Source organism: Streptomyces alfalfae (genome assembly GCF_004127445.1).
Lineage (GTDB): Bacteria > Actinomycetota > Actinomycetes > Streptomycetales > Streptomycetaceae > Streptomyces > Streptomyces alfalfae.
The window spans coordinates 1-17,074 of sequence record NZ_QEXM01000055.1 but is presented as its reverse complement, the minus strand read 5'-3'; the positions used below and the strand labels follow the sequence as shown (position 1 = coordinate 17,074).

The following is a 17,074-nucleotide window of genomic DNA, read 5'->3' as shown; positions in this document are numbered from 1 at the left end:
CGGGGGCGCTTTCTCATGCTCCGGGCACTCCACCGCCGACGCCGATCCAGGTCACGTACATGAACAGAAGTCAGCTAACCGAACGATTTTACTCGCTCTTGACCTGCCGCGCGGTTGTCGGGGAGCCGCGGCCGAACCCACGATGAGCGGGCACTTCCGGGGCGTTCGCGTTCCCGTCGGCCGGTACTGGCGAAGTGCGATCCCTATATGCGCAGTTCACCAGGCGGACCCCTGGAGGGCCATATGAACAGTCTCGACTGGGCCGTGCTCATCGGCTACTTCGGCGTGATGGTCGCGATCGGCGTGTGGTCCCACAAGCGGGTCGACAACGTCAGCGACTTCTTCACGGCCGGCGGAAAGATGCCCTGGTGGCTGTCGGGCATCTCGCACCACATGTCCGGCTACAGCGCGGTGATGTTCACCGGCTACGCCGGCATCGCGTACACCTACGGCGTGACGTCCTTCGTCACCTGGTCGTTCCCCATCGCGCTCGGCATCGCCATCGGCGCCCGCCTCTTCGCACCCCGCATCAACCGGCTGCGCTCACGGCTGCACGTGGCGTCGCCGCTCGAATACCTCAAGACCCGCTACAACCTGAAGACCCAGCAGGCCCTCGCCTGGTCGGGGATGCTGCTCAAGATCGTGGATGTCGGCGCCAAGTGGGCCGCCATCGCCACCCTGCTCTCGGTGTTCACGGGCGTCTCCCTCAACCAGGGCATCCTGATCACCGGCGTCATCACCGCGATCTACTGCACGATCGGCGGCCTGTGGGCCGACGCGCTGACCGAACTCGGCCAGTTCATCATCCAGCTCCTGGCCGGAATCGCCATGTTCGTGGCGGTCGTCGCCGAACTCGGCGAGTTCGGCGGCTTCTTCGGCGTCTGGGACGAACCGGAGCTGGCCGGACACGGCAAGCCGCTGGTCGGCCCCTACGGCACGGTCTTCCTGCTCGCCTTCCTGTTCATCAAGCTCTTCGAGTACAACGGCGGCATGCTCAACCAGGCGCAGCGCTACATGGCGACCGCCAACGCCAAGGAGGCCGCGCGCTCCGCGAAGCTGTCCGCGATCCTCTGGCTGGTCTGGCCCGTCGTCCTCTTCTTCCCCATGTGGATGTCGCCGCTGCTCGTCGACGCCAAGAAGCCCGACGGCTCCGACGCGTACGCGCTGATGACGGAGCAGCTCCTGCCGCACGGTCTGCTCGGCCTGGTCATCGTCGGCTTCTTCTCGCACACCATGGCGATGTGCTCCTCCGACGCCAACGCCATCGCCGCCGTCTTCACCCGCGACGTGGCGCCCGCGCTCTCCGCGCGGGCCCGGGTGTGGAGCGAGCGCAAGGGCCTGATCGCCGCCCGGCTGACCACCGTGGTCTTCCTCGGCCTCTCGATGGCCGTCGCGACGCAGGTGAACTCGCCGACCTTCAAGGACATCATCACGGTCGTCATCAAGTGGGTCGCCGGCCTCATGGGCCCCATCGCGATCCCGATGATGCTGGGCCTGCTGCGCACCTTCCGCAAGTCCGGGCCGACCGCGGCCCTGACCAGCTGGGCGGCCGGGCTGTTCGCCTTCTATCTGGTGAACTACCCGATCAACGACGCCATCGACGGCGGCGTCGCCCTCCAGTTCCAGGTGTCCATCCCGCTGGCGGTCTCGCTGGTCCTCTACGTCGCCATCGGGTACGTGAAGCCGGAGGACACCCCGGAGCGGGACGCGCTCATCGAGCGCATCAACACCGACGACGACGGCTCGCGGGGAGCGGCGGCGGCCGTCCCCGCGCCCGCCGAACCGCGGGACGACGCGGCGCGCGCGCCCGTGAAGGACTGACTCAGGCGCGGGGGTAGCGGGCGAGCCAGCCCGGGGAGGAGACCGCGGGGCCGTGCAGGGCGGGGCCCTGGGTCATCTCCATCGCGAAGTCGTCCGCCAGCTCCAGGATCGTCGCCCGGCCCTCCAGCTCCGTGAGCCAGCCGGGCGGCAGCGCCGTCTCCCCGTGCAGCGCGCCGAGCAGGGCCCCGGTGAGCGCGCCCGTCGCCGACGAGGGCCCGCCGTGGTTGACGGCGAGCCGCACCCCGTGGCGGATGTCCTCGCCGACCAGGGCGCAGTACGCCGCGACGGCGAGCGCCCCCTCGGCGGCCCCGTCGCCGAGCAGCTCCTCTACCCGGGCCGCCGTGGGCATCCCCTGGCGTACGGCGCCCAGGGCGTGCCGCAGGGCGTCCGTGACGGGCTGCCGGCCCGGCCGGGAGGCCAGCAGGGCGAGGGCCCGCTGGATCGCCCCGTCCAGGGACTCCCCGCGCGCGAGGCCGTGCAGGATGACGGTGTGGGCGCCCGCCGCCAGGGTCGCGGAGGGGTGGCCGTGGGTCTGGGCGGCGCACTCCACGGCGAGCTGGAGCACGAGCTGCGGCTCCCAGCCGACGAGCAGCCCGAAGGGCGTGGACCTGACGGCGGCCTCGGGGCCCCGCTCAGCCGGGTTCTTGGGGGTCTCCAGGGTGCCCATGACGTCGTTGCCGAGCCCGAGGAGGCAGGCGCGGGACGGGCCGCGCCGCGCGTACAGCCACTCCTCGCGGGCCAGCCAGCCGTCCTCGTCGCGCCGCTCGTCGGGGCCCCAGTCGCTCTGGGTGGCGGCCCAGCGGCGGTAGGCGCGGTGCAGGTCGGTCGGCGGATGCCAGGCGCCGGTGTCGCGCCGCACCTGGGCGCGTATCAGCCCGTCGACCGTGAACAGGGTGAGCTGGGTGGCGGCGGTGACCGCGCCGCGCCTGCCGTAAGCGGGCACCGGCTCGACCAGGCCGTCGGCGCCGTGCTCCGCGCGTATGCCGTCCAGGGAGAGCCCGTCGAGGGGCGCCCCGAACGCGTCGCCGACGGCGGCACCGAGGAGCGTGCCGCGCACCCGGCTGCGGAAGTCCTGCTGCTCGGCGCGGCCCCAGACACCGGTGGCTGCTGCAGTGCCCACCGGGACCTCCCTCCGTGCCTCGACCGGGTGCGACTGCGCAGCACTGTAATCGACTGCGAACGATCGGTTGAGACGTCAAGTGGTATGCGAAGAGTCGCCCTTGAGGCGGCTTTTGGAAGACGTTCACGGAAGCTTCGCAGCTGCTACGAACGGCCCCCGCCACCCCTTCGACGAGGCGGTGGACGGCCTCCGCGGGGCGGCCAACCCCTCTGTGGTGAACCGGCAGTTAAGGGGGCCTGCACCATAAAAGTCCCTGGAATGTACAACCGAATTCGCGCGACGCACGTCTCTAGCTGTGCCACACACTTTCCCCACAGGAGGACAAGCACGTGCGTCGTCGTCTCATCACCGCAGTCGCGGTCGCCTCGCTCACCGCACCGCTCGCCATCGCCGCCACGGCGGGAAGCGCGTCCGCCGCCCCACGGGCCGCCAAGACCCCGGTGGTCGACTTCAACAAGGACGGATACGCCGACCTCGCCATCTCGGCCCCGGGCGCGTATGACAGCGACGTCCCCGGCAGCGTCTCCATCGTGTACGGCTCCGCCGCCGGCCCCGACAAGGCGAACGCCGTCACCATCAGCCGTGCCACGGCCGGCGTGCCCGGCTCCTCGTCGGACGGCGGGCACTTCGGCAACCGGACGGCCGCGGCCGACCTCGACGGTGACGGCTACACCGACCTCGCGGTCAACGGCGGCAAGAAGGCCGTCGTCCTGTGGGGCTCCGCCCAGGGCCTCACCGGCTCGGGCAGCACCACGCTGGCCACGTCGGGCGGCGGCATCACCGCCGGTGACTTCAACGGCGACGGCAAGGGGGACCTGGTCACGGCCGAGTACCCCGAGCCCGAGGACCCGATGGAGAACGACGACGAGGGCATGACCATCGCGTACGGGCCGTTCACGCGGGACGGCAAGGCCGCGAGCAGCCAGCAGGTCGTCACCAGCCAGACCTTCGGCCCCGGCGACTTCGTCGCGGGCGACGTGACCGGTGACGGCGCCGACGACATCGTCACCAGCCACGGCTTCGAGGAGGCGGCGTACGACAGCAAGCTCTGGAAGGGCGGCGAGAACGGGGTGGCCACCACCCCGCAGAAGCTCGCGCCCTCCCTCGGCGGAGCGGTCGCGGACATCGACGGCGACGGCTACGGCGACTTCGTGACCCGCGACATCGGCGGCAACTTCGAGGACATGCCGTACCAGAAGGGCACGGTCCGCGTCCGCTACGGCTCGGCGTCCGGCCTCTCGGACCGCACCACGAAGATCACCCAGGACACCGCGGGCGTGCCCGGGGCCGGTGAGGAGGGCGACGAGTTCGGCACCGCCATCACCGCGGGCGACGTGAACGGCGACGGCTACGCCGACGTGGCCGTGGGCGTTCCCAACGAGGACATCGGCACCACCGCCGACGCCGGCAGCGTCGTCATCCTCAAGGGCTCCCGCACCGGCCTGACCGGCACCGGCGCCCAGGCCTTCGACCAGTCCAAGGCCGGCGTCCCCGGCGCCTCCGAGAAGGGCGACAAGTTCGGCGCGACCGTCCTGCTCTCGGACACGAACAAGGACGGCAAGGCCGACCTCACGGTGGGCGCGCCCGGCGAGGACGGCGCCTACGCCGACTCCGGCGCTGTCTGGCACCTGCGCGGCTCCGCGAGCGGCCTGACCACCACCGGCATCGACTCGTTCGGCCCGGCGGCGATCGGCGCCCGGGAGAAGGGCGGCGTGCAGTTCGGCGTCTTCCTGGGCCACTGAGGCCCGGCGGCCTCGTGAGGACCGGTTCCCTCTGACCCACTGCGGCCCGGCGGCCGGGGGCGGCTTTCGAGCCGCCCCCGGCCGCCGTCGCGTTGCCGGAGCCTCTCAGTCCGCCAGCGGCAGCAGCTCCGGCAGGTGCCCGTCCGAGGCCGCCGCGGCGCGCTGCCGCTCCTCGGGCACCTCCCCGTACAGCGTCGTGCGCGGCTTCGCGGGCCGGCCCGCCGCCTCCGCGATGGCGACGAGGTCCTCGATGGACCGGTAGGAGCCGTAACTGGAGCCTGCCATGCGGGAAATGGTCTCCTCCATCAGGGTCCCGCCCAGGTCGTTCGCGCCGGACCGGAGCATCTCGGCGGCGCCCTCCTGCCCCAGCTTCACCCAGCTCGTCTGGATGTTGGGGATGTGCGGGTGCAGCAGCACGCGCGCCATGGCCGTCACCGCCCGGTTGTCGCGGGTGGTCGGCCCCGGCCGGGCGATGCCCGCCAGGTAGACCGGCGCGTTCGTGTGGATGAAGGGCAGCGTCACGAACTCCGTGAAGCCGCCGACGCCCTTGGCCAGCGCGTTGCGCTGCACGGCCGCCAGCGTCCGGAAGTGGCCGAGCCAGTGCCGGGGCTGGTCCACGTGCCCGTACATCATCGTGGACGAGGACCGGATGCCCAGCTCGTGCGCCGTCTCGATCACCTCGATCCAGGTGGCCGTCGGCAGCTTGCCCTTGGTGAGGACCCAGCGGACCTCGTCGTCGAGGATCTCGGCGGCCGTCCCCGGGATGGAGTCGAGCCCCGCCTCCTTGGCGGCGGTGAGCCACTCCCGTATCGACAGACCGGTCCTGGCCGCGCCGTTGACGACCTCCATCGGCGAGAACGCGTGCACGTGCATGCCCGGCACGCGCTCCTTCACCGCCCGCGCGATGTCGAAGTAGGCGGTGCCCGGCAGATCGGGGTGGATGCCGCCCTGCATGCACACCTCGACGGCCCCCACGTCCCACGCCTGCTCGGCGCGGTCGGCGACCTGGCCGAGGGAGAGGGTGTAGGCGTCGGCGTCGGTCCTGCGCTGGGCGAAGGCGCAGAAACGGCAGCCGGTGTAGCAGACGTTGGTGAAGTTGATGTTCCTGGTCACGATGTACGTGACGTCGTCGCCGCTGACCGTCCTGCGGATGTCGTCGGCGACACCGCAGAGCGCGTCGAGCGCGGGCCCGTCGGCGTGCAGCAGCGCCAACGCCTCGTCGTCGGTGAGCTTCGTCGGGTCGTCGGCGGCCCGCTTCAGGGCCGCGCGCACGTCGCCGTCGATGCGGGAGGGCGCCATGCCGGGCGCGGCGCGCTCACGCAGCGCCTCCCAGTCGCCGTACACCTCGTCGAAGTCGTCGCGGCGGTCACTGGTGCGGCCGTCCGTGTCGATGGTGCGGTGCAGGTCGGTGCGGCCGGACGAGGCCACGTACCCCTCGTCGGGCTCCTGCCAGGGGTGGCCCTCGACCACCGCGCCGGGCCGTGCGAGGCCGGTCTCCGGGTCGGCGAGCGCGCGCAGGTGCGGCAGGAGCCGCGGGTCGAGCCACGGCTCGCCGCGCCGCACGAACTCCGGGTAGACGCAGAGCCGTTCGGCGAGCCGGAACCCGGCCGCCGCCGACCGCTCGGCGAGCTCCTCCACCCGCGGCCACGGCTTCTCGGGATTGACGTGGTCGATGGTGACGGGTGAGACGCCGCCCCAGTCGTCGATGCCCGCCCCGATCAGCCGCTCGTACTCGCCCGCGATGAGGTTCGGCGGCGCCTGGATGTTCCCCGAGGGCCCCATGATGTGCCGGGCGACGGCGATCGTGGCGACCAGGTCGTCGATCTCCGCGTCGGGCATGCCGCGCATGGCGGTGTCCGGCTTGGCGCGGAAATTCTGGATGATCAGCTCCTGGACGCCGTGGTACGCCCGCGCCACCCGCCGCAGCGCGAACAGCGAGTCGGCCCGCTCCTCGTACGTCTCGCCGATCCCGATGAGCAGCCCGCTGGTGAACGGCACCGACGAGCGCCCCGCGTCCTCCAGGACCCGCAGCCGCACGGCGGGCTCCTTGTCGGGCGAGCCGTGGTGCGGCTGCCCCGGCTCGCTCCACAGCCGCTCGGCGGTCGTCTCCAGCATCATCCCCATGCTGGGCGCGACGGGCTTGAGCCGCTGGAAGTCCGTCCACGTCATGACGCCCGGGTTGAGGTGGGGCAGCAGCCCGGTCTCCTCCAGGATGCGGATGGAGATCGCACGGACGTACGCGATGGTGTCGTCGTACCCCTCGGCCTCCAGCCACTCGCGGGCCTCCGGCCAGCGGTCCTCCGGCTTGTCGCCGAGGGTGATCAGGGCTTCCTTGCAGCCGAGTGCGGCGCCGCGCCGGGCGATGTCGAGGACCTCGTCCGGGGACATGAACATGCCGTGGCCGTCCCGGCGCAGCTTGCCGGGCACGGTGGCGAAGGTGCAGTAGTGGCACTTGTCGCGGCAGAGCCGGGTGAGGGGGATGAACACGCTCTTGGAGTACGTGATGACGCCGGGCCGCCCCGCCGCCTCCAGACCCGCGTCCCGCACCCGCGCCGCGGAGGCCGTGAGGTCGTCCAGGTCCTCGCCGCGCGCCTGGAGCAGCACGGCCGCCTCGGTCACGTCGAGCGCCACCCCGTCCCTGGCACGCCTGAGCGCGCGGCGCATGGCGTTCGCGGTGGGTCGTCCGGCCTCGGGTGGCTGCGCGCTGTTGGTCATGTCCCCGAGCATACGAGCGAGCACACGCGTCCCGTAGAGGCACTTCTGACGCCGTTCGCCAGTTCCGCGCCAGTTCCGCGGGGTCACGTCCGCTTCCGTGAGGTCACGTCCTTCCCCGGGGTCACGTACCGCCCCATGCCGTCCAGGGCCCGGCGGACCTCGTCCTCCCCGGCCGCCGGGAGCTGCACGATCACCTCGTCGACGCCCAGCTCCGCGTAGTGGGCGAGCTTTCCCGGCTCCGGGGTCACGCCGGTCAGCGCCACGTACAGGTCGTCCGCCTCGCGCCCCGCCTCCGCCCACGCCGTGCGCAGCACCGGCAGCGCCTCGCGCAGCCCGCTGCCGCCGATCGGCATCCAGCCGTCCGCGTACTCCGCGACGTGCGCGAAGAGCCCCGGCCCCGCGGCGCCGCCGATCAGCGTGCGCGGCCCGTACAGCGGGGCCTTGCCGAGCCGCTTGCGGGGCGGCAGGGACGGCTTCGGGTGCACCTCGCTGGACCGCACCGAGCCGAACTCCCCCTCGTACGCGGTGGGCCGGTCCGACCAGAGCGCCCGCATCAGCGCCAGCCGGTCCCGCACCACGGCCCGGCGCCTCGGCCAGGGCACCCCGTGGTCCTCGGCCTCCTCGCGGTTCCAGCCGTAGCCGACGCCGAACGTGACGCGGCCGCCCGAGAGGTGGTCGAGGGTCGCGACCTGCTTGGCCAGGTCGATCGGGTCGTGCTGGGCGACCAGGGCGATGTTGGTGCCGAGCGTGAGCCGTTCCGTGACGGCGGCGGCCTGGGCGAGGGCGACGAAGGGGCTGAGCATGCGGGCGCACTCGGGCGGCAGCTCACCGCCCGGATAGACGGTCTCGCGGGGCACGGGGATGTGCGTGTGCTCGGGCACGTAGAGGCCGTCGAAGCCGCGCTCCTCCAGCTCACGGCCGAGCCGGGCCGGTCCGATCGTGCCGTCCGTCAGGTACAGCGTGGCCGAGATGCGCACGGGCGCCTCCGGAGGCGTCGGGGGTGGGGCACGTCCTCGGCCCTTCCTATCCCCGCCGGGCCGGTTGGTCCATGGCCGCGCCCTGATTGCCTTTCAGCCGACGACTCGGGCGAGCCCGGCGGCGCCACCAGGCGGCCCCTGCGGCACCCTTCAGCCGGTGGACACGGGCCCGCCGGAGATCCGACACGCCGCCCATGTCCGTCAATCACCTTCCCTTGCGCCACCGTTCACGGCTCAATACCAGGGTTGCACGCACCACCCACGTCACCACCGACACTCCGGGGAGCCGCAGCATGTGCCAGGACGCCGTACACCGGCCGATGAACCGGCGAGGACTGTTCGTGACAGGAGCCGCCGCCGCGCTTACGTTGGGCAGCGTGAACTTCGCCAGCGGCGCCGGGCGGCGCGCACCGGCCGGCGGCAAGGAGACGAGGACCGTCCGCGGGACGCTGCCGCCGGGCGCGCCCGACTTCGTCTACCTGCCCGTCGAGGTGCCGCACGGCGTCAGCGAGCTCCGCGTCGCCTACACGTACGAGAAGCCGGCCGTGCCCGCGGGCACCCTGGGCAACGCGCTCGACATCGGCGTCTTCGACGAGCGCGGCACGGAACTCGGCGGGCGCGGCTTCCGCGGCTGGTCCGGCGGGGCCCGCACGGAGTTCTTCCTCCGCGCCGACGACGCCACCCCCGGCTACATCCCGGGCCGCGTCCGCGCCGGCACCTGGAACATCGCCCTCGGCCCGTACACCGTCGCCCCCGACGGCCTCCCCTACGAGGTGACGATCACGCTCACCTACGGGGCGCCCGGCACGACCCCGAGGCCGGTGTACCCGCCCGAGCGGGCCAAGGGCCGGGGCCGCGCCTGGTACCGCGGCGACTGCCATCTGCACTCCGTCCACTCCGACGGCAGACGCACCCTCGCCGAGGTCGCCGCGGCGGCGCGCGCCGCCGGGCTCGACTTCATCAACAGCTCCGAGCACAACACCCACTCCGCGCACGCCCACTGGGCCGAGCACGCGGGCGACGACCTGCTGATCATGGTCGGCGAGGAGGTCACCACCCGCAACGGCCACGTGGTCGCCCTCGGCACCGACCCCGGCACGTTCGTCGACTGGCGCTACCGTGCCCGCGACAACCGCTTCGGCAAGTACGCGCGCAAGATCCGCGAGACGGGCGGCCTCGTCGTCCCCGCCCATCCGCACGCCACCTGCGTCGGCTGCAACTGGAAGTTCGGCTTCGGCGAGGCGGACGTCATCGAGGCCTGGAACGGCCCGTACACCCCGGACGACGAAGTGGCCCTCGCCGACTGGGACAGCCGGCTCGTCGCCTCCGTACGCGGTGGGCGGCCCTGGATCCCGGCGATGGGCAACAGCGACGCCCACCGCGAGCCGGACCCGGTCGGCGGCCCGCAGACGGTGGTCCTCGCCGACGACCTGACCCGCGAGGCGATTCTGGACGGCCTGCGCCGCGGCCACTCCTACGTGGCCGAGTCCAAGGACGTCGCGCTGACGCTGACCGCGGCGGGCGGCAAGGGCAAGCACGCGGGCATCGGCGAGCGCCTGTCCGTGGACCGCGACACCCCGGTGACCGTCCGCCTCGACGTGCGCGGCGCCCCCGGGTGCGTCCCCCGCTTCGTCAGCGACCAGGGCGTCGTCCACACCGGCCCCGCCCTGCCCGCCTCCGGCGAGGGCACGCTGCTGTGGCGCACGACCGCGTCGTACGCGGCCTACGCCCGGGCCGAGGTCCGCCACCCGCCGACGGCCCCGGGCCTCCCGGGCCCCCTGGCGGCCTTCACGAACCCGGTGTTCCTGGGCCGGGCCGAGTAGGCCGGGGGGCCGGTCGCGGAAGGACTTTTCCGCGACGGCCCGCCCACTCACCCCGGCCAGACGATCGCCTGGGTCTCGCTGTACGCGTGCAGGGCGTACGAGCCCACGTCGCGGCCCACGCCGCTCCGCTTGAAGCCGCCGAACGGCGCCTCCATGTTGCGGCCCACCGTGTTGACGCCGACGCCGCCCGCCCGCAGGCGGCGGGCGACGCGGAAAGCGCGGGCCACGTCGCCGGAGTAGACGTAGTCGATCAGGCCGTAGTCGCTGTCGTCGGCCAGGGCCAGGGCCGCCTCCTCGGCCGACCTCGGGTCCTTCGGGTCGTCGCCGTCGAACGGGACGACGGCGACCACCGGGCCGAAGATCTCCTCGCGGACCACCCGCATGTCGCTGGCGCAGTCCGCGATGAGCGTCGGGGCGACGTAGAAGCCACGGCCGGAACCGGACACCGTCGGGCGCTCGCCGCCCGTGACCACGCGCGCGCCCTCCTTGCGGCCCGACTCGACGTACGACTCGACCCGCTCGCGGTGCGCCGCCGAGATGAGCGGCCCCACGACGGTGCCGTGCTCCCGCGGGTCACCCACCCGCAGATGCCCGATGTACGCGGTCAGCTCGGCCAGCAGCCGCTCGTAGACGGGCCGCTGGGCGATGACGCGGGTCGGGGCGGTGCAGATCTGGCCGCTGTAGAAGGAGAAGGTGGTGCCGATGCCGGCCACCGCCGCGTCGAGGTCCGCGTCGTCGAAGACGATCGCCGCGCCCTTGCCCCCCAACTCCATGAGCTGGCGCTTCAGCGTGCGGCCGCAGACCTCGCCGATGCGCTGCCCGACCGCCGTCGACCCGGTGAAGCTCACCATGTCGACGTCCGGGGAGCCGACGGCCGCCTCGCCGACGGCGACGTCCGTGCCGGAGACGACGTTGACGACGCCGGGCGGGATGCCCGCCTCCTCCAGCGCGGCCGCCATCCGGTAGACGGAGAGCGGGTCCTGCGGGGCGGGCTTGACCACCACCGTGTTGCCCATGGCGAGCGCGGGCGCGACCTTGCCCGCGGCGTTCGCCCAGGGGTTGTTGTACGACGTGACGCAGGTGACGACGCCGACCGGCTGCCGCACGGCGAGCGCGCCGAGGACGGCCGCCTTCCCCATGGGGCCCGCCGGGTTGATCTGCGGCGGCAGGGCCTGCTCCAGCGGTTCGAGCGCGCCCTTCGCGTACCGCTCGAAGCGGGCCACGGCCACCGCGACCTGCATGCCGCGCGCGGTCGCGGTCGTCGCGCCGGTCTCGGCCTGGGCCAGCCGGGCGTGCGCCTCGCTGTCGCGCCGCATGACCGAGGCGGCGCGGGCCAGGAGGGCGGACCGCTCCTCGGGAGTGGTGCGGGACCAGCTCGCGAAGGCCTCGCGGGCGGCGGCGGCCGCCGCGTACACCTGCTCCCGGCTCGCCTCGGGCGCGAGTCCGACGACCTCTTCGCTCGCCGGGTCGACCACCTCGTGGTGGCCGTGGTCGGGCTCCACCCACGCACCGCCGATGAACAGCCGCTGCGGGCCGGGGCGGACGCTCACTTGGTGCTCACCGTCCTGGTGTCGCGGCCGGAGCGCAGAATCCTGCCGGGTACGGCTCCGGTGACGGCGTCCTCGCGGATCACCTCGACGCCGTTGACCCAGACCGCGTCGACGCCGATGGCCCTGGAGTCCAGCCGGGGGCTGTCGCCGGGCAGGTCGTGGACGAGCGTGGCCTTGCCCGCGTCGATCCGTTCCGGGTCGAAGAGGACCAGGTCGGCGTGGAACCCCTCGACGATCCGGCCGCGCTCCCGCAGCCCGAACAGCCGGGCGGGATCATCGGTGAGCATCTTGACCGCCTCCTCGAGACCGAGCAGCTTCCGGCCGCGCAGGCAGTCCCCGATGAACCGGGTCGTGTACGGGGCCCCGCACATGCGGTCCAGGTGCGCCCCCGCGTCCGAGCCGCCGAGCAGCACGTCCTCGTGGCGCCAGGTCTCGGCGCGCAGGGCCCAGGAGTCCGGGTCGTTGTCGGTGGGCATCGGCCAGAGCACGGTGCGCAGATCGTCGGCGGCGCAGATCTCGACGAGGCACGCGAAGGGCTCCTGCCCGCGCTCGGCCGCGATGTCCCCGACGATGCGCCCGGTGAGTCCCTGGTTCCGCTCGCTGTACGTGTCGCCGATGACGTACCGGTCGAAGCGGGCGAGCCGCCGGAAGACACCCGCCTCCTTGCTGTCCGCGCGCCGCAGCATCTCCGCGCGGACCGCCGGGTCGCGCAGCCGCGCGATCCGCTCCGGCACGGGGAGGCCGAGGACGTCGCCCCAGCCGGGGATGAGGTTGAGGGCGCAGAACGTGCCGAGCGACATGTTCATCGGGGTGAGGATCGGCATCGTCAGGGCGACGACGCGGCCCCCGGCGTCCCTGGCCCGCGCACTGGCCGACAACTGGCGCGGCACGCGCTCGGGGACGGCGGCGTCGATGGTCAGCACGTTCCAGTTCAGGGGGCGCCCGGCGGCCACGCTCATCCCGACGAACAGCTCGATCTCCTCGTCGCTGAACTGGTCGAGGCACCCGGAGACGATCGCTTCGAGCTGCGTCCCCTCGTGCTCGGCGACGGCACGGGAGAGCGCGAGCAGCTCCTCGGGCCCGGCGTGCCGGGAGGCCACGGGCCGCCCGTCGCCGTCGGAGTGCGTCGAGGACTGGGTGGTGGACAGCCCCCAGGCCCCCGCGTCCATCGCCTCGTGCAGCAGCCGCACCATGGCGTCGAGCTGCGCGGGGCCGGGCTGCCCGCCGACGACGTCGGGGCCCATCACGTAGCGCCGCAGGGCGCAGTGCCCGACCATGAACCCCGCGTTGACGGCGACGCGCCCCTCCAGGGCGTCCAGGTACTCCCCGAAGGAGTTCCACGTCCAGGGCGCCCCCTCTTCGAGGGCGACCAACGACATGCCCTCGACCTTCGACATCATCCGCCGCGTGTAGTCGGCGTCCTCGGGCCGCCCCGGGTGCAGCGGCGCCAGCGTGAACCCGCAGTTGCCGCCGGCGACGGTCGTCACGCCGTGGTTGAGCGACGGCGTGGCGTACGGGTCCCAGAAGAGCTGGGCGTCGTAATGCGTGTGCGGATCGACGAACCCGGGCGCGAGCACGAGCCCCCGGGCGTCCTCCCCGGACCGCGCCTCCCCGGCGACGGTCCCCGGCTCGGCGATGACGGCGATCCGCCCGTCCCGCAACCCGACATCGGCGACGTAGGCGGGGGCGCCGGTCCCGTCGACGACGGTCGCGCCCTTGATGAGGTGGTCGAGCATGACGGGACGATCCCTTCCAGAGAACGAACGATGCGGCGTTGCGTCTCACGGATAACGCCGGGGCCCGGCAACCCCGGTGGCCCCGGGGGGCCGAAGCGGTGCGGAGCCCGTCCGGCGTGTGAGGACGAGCCCGCAGGCCGACACTCAAGCCGGTCCGGCGTTTGAGGACGAGCCCGCAGGGCGATGACCAGGGACGGAGCCCCCGGCCAGGGGAATCAGCCCCCAGGGGCAGGGACGAAGCCCCGGAGCAAGGGACCCGGCCCGCGGCACGGGGGCCAGTTCCCGTCTGGCAAAGACCCCGGCTTCCGTCCGGGAGAGGAAGCCGGGGAGTATCAACGGTTCACCCCCGGCCGCTCACGCACCCGCCCGGCGGAACCTCGTGGTCCGGTGGACGGGATCCGTGTCGATCTTCGGGATCACGTGCTCCCCGATCAGCCGGATCGTGTTCTTCGTGTCCTCGGGCGAGATCCCGATCGGCAGCCCGAAGCTGAGCTGGTCGGCCCCCGCCTGCTCCCACCGCTTGCACTGCGTCAGCACCTCGTCCGGATCGCCGCAGATCATCAGCTCCTCGGCGATGAGCAGCTCGATGATCTCCTCGCTGTAGGCCGGGAGCAGTTCGGGCCACTCGGGAATGCCCTCGGGCCGCGGGAACGTGTCGTGGTAGCGGAACAGCAGCGACTGGAGGTAGTTGAGTCCGCCTCCGACCGCGATCTCCACGGCCTTGGCGTGCGTCTCGGCGCAGATCGCCGTGGACGTCACCATGACGTTGTCGTTGACGAAGGCGCCGACCGGCTCGGCCTCCTTCACGGCCGTTTTGTACGACTCGACGACCCACTCCATGTCGGACACCTTCTGCACGCTGAACCCGAGCACGCCGAGCCCCTTCTTGCCCGCCATCGCGTACGAGGAGGGCGACCCGGCGGCGTACCACATCGCCGGGTGCGACCTGCCGTACGGTTTGGGCAGGATCTTGCGCGGCGGCAGGGACCAGTGCTTGCCCTGGAAACCGGCGTACTCGTCCTGGAGCCACATCTTGGGGAACTCCGCGATCGTCTCCTCCCAGAGCTCCTTGGTGTGGTTCATGTCGGTGACGCCCGGCATGAAGCCGAGGATCTCGTGCGAACCGGCGCCGCGCCCCGAGCCGAACTCGAAACGCCCCTCGGAGAGGTGGTCCAGCATCGCGACCTTCTCGGCGACCTTGACCGGGTGGTTGACGGGCGCGAGCGGGTTGAAGATGCCGGACCCGAGGTGGATGCGGTCGGTGGCGTGGGCGAGGTAGCCGAGGAAGACGTCGTTGGCGGAGAGATGCGAGTACTCCTCCAGGAAGTGGTGCTCGGAGGCCCAGGCGTACTTGAAGCCGGACTTGTCCGCCTGGATGACGTACTCGGTCTCCTCGATCAGCGCCTTGTGCTCGGCTTCGGGGTCGACCTGGGCCCGCGCGGCGGGCACGTATCCCTGTACGAAGAGACCGAATTCCAAGGAGGTTCACCGTCCTCAAGAGGTCTGCCCTGACAGGTTTCTGACGGCCCGTCAGATCGTGCTGCGTCGACTGTTCCACCGGGGGCGTGGACCGTCAAGGGCTGTCGCCCGGACGGCCGCCGCGCGCCCGGTCCGGGGGCGGGGTCAGATGACGCTGACCCCCGCGAGCCAGCCGCCGTCGACGACGAAGGGCTGGCCCGTGATGTACGCGGAGTCGTCGCCGGTCAGGAACAGCGCGAGCGCCGCGACCTCCTCGGGCGCGCCGACCCGCCCGAGCGGCACCAGCTTCTTGTACAGCGCCGCGACCGCCGCCCCGGCCTCCTCGGGGTCGGCGGTGGGGTCGAGCTGGGCCGGGTTCGTCATGGGGGTGTCGACGGCCCCCGGGCACACGGCGTTGACGCGGATGTTCCGCCCGGCCAGTTCGAGCGCGGCGACCCGCGTGAGGCCGAGGATCGCGTGCTTGGTGGCGGCGTAAGCGCCCACGTACGCCATGCCGGTCAGGGCCGTGTACGAGGCGGTGTTCACGATGGTGCCGCCGCCGGCGGCGGCCATCTCGGGGGCGACGGTGCGGATGCCGAGGAAGCAGCCGATCTGGTTGACCTGGATGATCTCCTTGAACTCCGCCAGGGGGGTGCTGAGCAGTTCGTTGAAGCGGAGGATGCCCGCGTTGTTGACGAGGCCGTCGATCTTTCCGTAGGTCTCCTTGGTGGTGGTGACGGCCGTCTGCCAATCGGACTCCCGGCCGACGTCCAGGTGGACGTAGGCAGCCGCCTCCTTCCCCCGCTCCTCCTGGATCTCCTCGACCAGGGCCTCGCCCTGGTCGTCCAGCACGTCCGCGACGACGACCCTCGCCCCTTCGGCGGCGAAGAGCCGCGCCTCCTGCTCGCCCTGGCCGCGCGCGCCACCGGTGACGATGACCACGCGGCCGTCCAGCTTGCCCATGCCGTGCTCCCTTGTGTCGGGTGGTGCGTGTCGGTGATGCGCGTCGGGTGGTGCGCGTCGGGTGGTGCGCGTCGGGTGGTGCGCGTCGGGGGGGTGCCGGTCGGGGGGTGCCGGTCGGGGGGTGGGGTGTCGGCGTCAGTCGCCGAGGTGTGGGGCCACGTCCGTGGCGAACGCCGCCATCTGGTCCGTGAGTTCGGCGCGGGTGCGGCTGCGGAAGCGCACCTGGATCTGGTCGACGCCCATGGCGCGGTAGGCGCGCAGGGACTCGGCGAGGGCGTCCGGTTTCCCGGTGAGGGTGCGGCGGCCCACGGGCCAGGCGGCTTCGCCGACGTACAGCGGCTCGGTGATCGCGCCGATCGTGATCGGCTCGTCGATCTCCGCCTGTGCGCGCAGGCTCCTCAGCCTTTCGATCTGCGCGGGCAGCTTCTCCCTCGGGTCGCCCTGGGGCAGCCAGCCGTCGCCGCGGGTCGCGGCCCTGCGGAGGGCCGCGGGCGAGGAGCCGCCGATCCACAGGGGGACACGGGGCTGGGCGGGGCGGGGGAGCTGGCCGAGCCCCTCGAAGTGGAAGCGCTCGCCGTGGTGGGTGGGGTACTCGTCCTGGCCGAGTGCCGCCCGCAGGGCGTCGAGACTCTCGTCGAGGATCGGGCCCCGCTGCTCGAAGTCGACCCCCAGGGCCTCGAACTCCTCCCGTACGTGTCCCGCGCCGACGCCGAGGATGAGGCGGCCGCGGCTGAGGTGGTCGAGGGTGGCGTACTGCTTGGCGGTGGCCAGGGGGTGGCGGAGGCCGACGACGGCCACGTGGGCCATGAGGTGGACGCGGCGTGTGATGCCGGCGAGGTAGGCGAGGGTGGAGACGGGGTCGTACCAGACGGTGCTCATGGCTTCGGCGAGGCGGCGCGGGATGGCCACGTGGTCGCATGCCGCGAGGTAGGCGAAGCCGGTGCGGTCCGCTGTGCGGGCGATCTCGGCGAGGTCTTCCGGGCCTGCGGTTCTCTCCCAGGGTTCGGCGTAGAGGCTGCTCTGCGACTGCACGGGCAACTGCATCCCGTACGCGAGCCGCCCTTGCGGGACACCACCCATGACCAACGCCACCTTCCGCTCGGCGGGACTTCGGGGTTGGCGGCCATGGTGGTATCTGACGGGGTATCAGGCAAGGGGCGGCGGCGTTG

11 protein-coding genes are annotated in these 17,074 nt (G+C 72.6%); 3 read left to right on the top strand and 8 right to left on the bottom strand.

Annotation, left to right across the window (positions count from 1 at the left end):
- The first annotated feature begins 243 nt into the window (after nucleotides 1-243).
- Nucleotides 244-1,821, top strand: coding sequence for a sodium:solute symporter family protein (locus tag DCW30_RS34225; protein WP_076685632.1), 1,578 nt, complete (start codon nucleotides 244-246; stop codon nucleotides 1,819-1,821).
- A 1-nt stretch (nucleotide 1,822) separates the two neighbouring features.
- Here the strand turns inward: DCW30_RS34225 and DCW30_RS34220 are convergent, their stop codons facing one another.
- Nucleotides 1,823-2,941: an ADP-ribosylglycohydrolase family protein gene (locus DCW30_RS34220; RefSeq protein ID WP_076685631.1), complete on the bottom strand. Its 1,119-nt coding sequence runs from the start codon at nucleotides 2,939-2,941 to the stop codon at nucleotides 1,823-1,825.
- Nucleotides 2,942-3,270: 329 nt separating this feature from the next.
- On the opposite strand from DCW30_RS34220, the gene DCW30_RS34215 reads away from it, so the two are divergent.
- Nucleotides 3,271-4,683 carry an FG-GAP-like repeat-containing protein gene (locus tag DCW30_RS34215; protein WP_076685630.1) on the top strand — a complete coding sequence of 471 codons (1,413 nt, stop codon included), beginning with the start codon at nucleotides 3,271-3,273 and terminating at the stop codon, nucleotides 4,681-4,683.
- A gap of 105 nt (nucleotides 4,684-4,788) precedes the next feature.
- Here the strand turns inward: DCW30_RS34215 and DCW30_RS34210 are convergent, their stop codons facing one another.
- Both DCW30_RS34210 and DCW30_RS34205 read right to left on the bottom strand, forming a co-directional pair.
- A complete protein-coding gene (locus DCW30_RS34210; RefSeq protein ID WP_076689186.1) occupies nucleotides 4,789-7,398 on the bottom strand; it encodes a bifunctional FO biosynthesis protein CofGH in 2,610 nt (869 codons plus the stop codon).
- Nucleotides 7,399-7,481: 83 nt separating this feature from the next.
- Nucleotides 7,482-8,375: an LLM class F420-dependent oxidoreductase gene (locus tag DCW30_RS34205; protein ID WP_076685629.1), complete on the bottom strand. Its 894-nt coding sequence runs from the start codon at nucleotides 8,373-8,375 to the stop codon at nucleotides 7,482-7,484.
- A gap of 293 nt (nucleotides 8,376-8,668) precedes the next feature.
- On the opposite strand from DCW30_RS34205, the gene DCW30_RS34200 reads away from it, so the two are divergent.
- Nucleotides 8,669-10,198 (top strand): CehA/McbA family metallohydrolase, encoded by a 1,530-nt coding sequence (locus DCW30_RS34200; RefSeq protein ID WP_076685628.1) that lies wholly within the window; start codon nucleotides 8,669-8,671, stop codon nucleotides 10,196-10,198.
- 47 nt (nucleotides 10,199-10,245) lie between these two features.
- On the opposite strand, the gene DCW30_RS34195 is transcribed toward DCW30_RS34200, so the two are convergent.
- The 5 genes from DCW30_RS34195 to DCW30_RS34175 all read right to left on the bottom strand — a co-directional run bounded on the left by DCW30_RS34195 (nucleotide 10,246) and on the right by DCW30_RS34175 (nucleotide 16,985).
- A complete protein-coding gene (locus DCW30_RS34195; RefSeq protein ID WP_076685627.1) occupies nucleotides 10,246-11,748 on the bottom strand; it encodes an aldehyde dehydrogenase family protein in 1,503 nt (500 codons plus the stop codon).
- Nucleotides 11,745-13,484 (bottom strand): N-acyl-D-amino-acid deacylase family protein, encoded by a 1,740-nt coding sequence (locus DCW30_RS34190; protein ID WP_076685626.1) that lies wholly within the window; start codon nucleotides 13,482-13,484, stop codon nucleotides 11,745-11,747. The genes DCW30_RS34195 and DCW30_RS34190 overlap by 4 nt, the downstream gene beginning before the upstream one ends.
- Nucleotides 13,485-13,838: 354 nt before the next feature.
- Nucleotides 13,839-14,963: an LLM class flavin-dependent oxidoreductase gene (locus DCW30_RS34185; protein ID WP_062780813.1), complete on the bottom strand. Its 1,125-nt coding sequence runs from the start codon at nucleotides 14,961-14,963 to the stop codon at nucleotides 13,839-13,841.
- Nucleotides 14,964-15,107: 144 nt separating this feature from the next.
- Entirely contained in the window at nucleotides 15,108-15,905 is a 798-nt protein-coding gene (locus DCW30_RS34180; protein ID WP_076685625.1) for an SDR family NAD(P)-dependent oxidoreductase, read from the bottom strand.
- 135 nt (nucleotides 15,906-16,040) lie between these two features.
- The gene (locus DCW30_RS34175) at nucleotides 16,041-16,985 is read right to left on the bottom strand and encodes an LLM class F420-dependent oxidoreductase (protein ID WP_076685624.1); all 945 of its coding nucleotides are present in this window, start codon (nucleotides 16,983-16,985) and stop codon (nucleotides 16,041-16,043) included.
- Between the last annotated feature and the right edge of the window lie 89 nt (nucleotides 16,986-17,074).

Bases quoted from the DNA above. Each gene is read 5' to 3' on its own strand.
- DCW30_RS34225 (WP_076685632.1), top strand. From the start codon at position 244: ATGAACAGTCTCGACTGGGCCGTGCTCATCGGCTACTTCGGCGTGATG.
- DCW30_RS34210 (WP_076689186.1), bottom strand. From the start codon at position 7,398: ATGACCAACAGCGCGCAGCCACCCGAGGCCGGACGACCCACCGCGAAC.
- DCW30_RS34200 (WP_076685628.1), top strand. From the start codon at position 8,669: ATGTGCCAGGACGCCGTACACCGGCCGATGAACCGGCGAGGACTGTTC.
- DCW30_RS34190 (WP_076685626.1), bottom strand. From the start codon at position 13,484: ATGCTCGACCACCTCATCAAGGGCGCGACCGTCGTCGACGGGACCGGC.
- DCW30_RS34180 (WP_076685625.1), bottom strand. From the start codon at position 15,905: ATGGGCAAGCTGGACGGCCGCGTGGTCATCGTCACCGGTGGCGCGCGC.
- DCW30_RS34175 (WP_076685624.1), bottom strand. From the start codon at position 16,985: ATGGGTGGTGTCCCGCAAGGGCGGCTCGCGTACGGGATGCAGTTGCCC.